Origin of the sequence: Bacillus sp. AFS088145 (assembly GCF_002564465.1) — a bacterium.
In the GTDB taxonomy this organism is placed as follows: domain Bacteria; phylum Bacillota; class Bacilli; order Bacillales; family Bacillaceae_G; genus Gottfriedia.
This window is the reverse complement of the sequence record NZ_NUUX01000051.1, coordinates 1-2,131: the sequence shown is the minus strand read 5'-3', so window position 1 is coordinate 2,131 and position 2,131 is coordinate 1. Positions and strand designations below refer to the sequence as shown.

General features: G+C 34.5%; 2 protein-coding genes. Both read right to left on the bottom strand.

Going from position 1 to position 2,131, the window contains the following annotated elements:
* Window positions 1-301: 301 nt before the first annotated feature.
* The gene (locus tag COI44_RS24345) at window positions 302-448 is read right to left on the bottom strand and encodes a hypothetical protein (RefSeq protein WP_179887237.1); all 147 of its coding nucleotides are present in this window, start codon (window positions 446-448) and stop codon (window positions 302-304) included.
* A 97-nt stretch (window positions 449-545) separates the two neighbouring features.
* Window positions 546-1,991, bottom strand: a complete 1,446-nt coding sequence (locus tag COI44_RS22885) for a spore germination protein (protein ID WP_098429948.1) — start codon at window positions 1,989-1,991, stop codon at window positions 546-548.
* Between the last annotated feature and the right edge of the window lie 140 nt (window positions 1,992-2,131).

Genomic DNA, 2,131 nt, shown 5'->3' with positions numbered 1-2,131 from the left:
ACTAAACTGCCATTTACTTCAATAAAAAAAGCCGCATATAAGCAGCTCGTGTTATCCAACTAATGCACGCGTTAGTTGCATAAGAACTTCGATTAAATATACTAATATTCTAAATGGAATTAAAAAAAAATAAAGCTATACCAAACTAAATTAAAGTATTTTAGTTTTAACTCTATTAAATACTTATTAGATTTAGATTTTTTAAAACCATAATAAAATACCCTATAATTGACAAACCGCCTATCCTTAGGATGGGCTTTTTTGGCTGTCTATTATAAGAGGATAATATCAAACAAACGGTCTATTCTTTTTTATTATCTCTTCTAATTTGATGCTCTTTTATACCAGGGAATTTCTTAAAGACTGTAAACATAAGAATCATAATTATTATAATATTTACAACGGTCGTACCTATTCCGATCATTCCCCTAAGATATTGAATTGGCATTGAAAACATGCCACCTAAGAACATTGTAAGAGCAACCTTAATCTCAACATTCAGTTCTTTAATTTCAGTTATCAGTTTTTTAACTTATCACTTCCTGTTATTCTTTATCGTCATGGGGGTAAGTGTGTTTACTATTGATCAATTTACGTAAATTCCCTCGTATAAACACATCTTTCATTTCTTTTGCATTAAAAGGAATGAATGGTGCGAAATACGGGACACCTACTGAACGTAGGTACGATAGATGAATAATCATAAGGATGAAAGCAATACCGATTCCCGTAAAGCCGAATAAACTTCCAATAAATAAAAAAGCATAACGTAAATGATAGATTGTAAAAGAAATATTACCGACAGTTAACATTGTATTCGCAAGAAATGTGACACCGACAATAATCAAACTCATTGGATGAACGAGCTTTGCATCGACTGCAGTTGAACCAATGGTAATTGTTGAAATTAACGAAAGAAGTATAATCGAACCTTTTGAAATTTTGAATGATCCGTAAGAAAGTATTTGTAACAAAAAAATCATTAAGAACACTTCGAACCAAACAGGAACAAGTGTTTCAGTTTGAATAAAAAAAGTTTTATGGAAATGATTTGGCACCCAATCTTTATGGAAATTTGCAATTGCTAAAAACGAACCAGGTATTAAGGTTGTTAAGAAAAAACTGATGAATGTGAGGATTCGCATCTCATTACCTGACTTAACATAATAATCACTTGGTTGTTGGAAAAATTGGACGAATAAACAAGGAACGATTGAAGCAGAAGGTGTTCCGTTCACTAAAACAGCAATCCGCCCTTCATATAACGCGGAGGCAGTTTCATCTGGCAGTTCCGTCGTAAAAGTTAAAGGGAAAATCGTTTTCTGATTCCCTTCTAATACACAATCAATAATTCTCGATTCAAGTGCATAATCGACATCTAGTGAGTCGATTCGCCCAAGAGTATCTGTTAACGCTTTTTGATCCACTCTGTCCGCCAGGTAAACGATTGCGACATCTGTTTTTGAACTCAGCCCAATTCGCTTTTTTTCAACCATTAAATTCGGTGATTGAATGAAATTGTGTAGAACATTCAAGTTCATTTGTAGCTGTTCAGAAAATGCAATAAGTGGACCTTTCATATTCATCTGCCTTGTACTTTGTTCAATAGGACGCTTTTCCCATTGTGCTGTATCAACAAGAATTCCACTATTGAACCCTTCAACGAGAATGAGGGTTTTTCCGCGAACAATGGCATCAATCGAATCAGAAAGAGAGGTCACTTCAAGAACCGATTCTGAACGAATCTGTTGACTCATGAGGGTATCAATAAAGTCTTCATCAATCACACGAATGGAAAATAACGGGTTTATGATGCCTTCTCGTATGAGTTCTGTATTGACGATGCCGTCCAGATAGACCAGCGCACACTTTCGTTTGGAAACAAGTTCAATCGTACGGACAGATAGTTCAGGCGACTGATGGAGTTTGGATTTGATGAGTTCTATATTTTTCGATAGATTCTTCGAAAATACAATTGATTCATTCTTCATCGCATTATCCTCCTACTTTTTTCAATAGGGTTAGTATGTGCGTTTCGTTCGAAAAAAATCTAACATTACTATTCGTTGGTCTTAAACAACCTATGTAGTATTAAACTTCATATTGAACTACTGCCATTTAGCCACTCATG

Bases quoted from the DNA above. Each gene is read 5' to 3' on its own strand.
- COI44_RS22885 (WP_098429948.1), bottom strand. From the start codon at position 1,991: ATGAAGAATGAATCAATTGTATTTTCGAAGAATCTATCGAAAAATATA.
- COI44_RS24345 (WP_179887237.1), bottom strand. From the start codon at position 448: ATGCCAATTCAATATCTTAGGGGAATGATCGGAATAGGTACGACCGTT.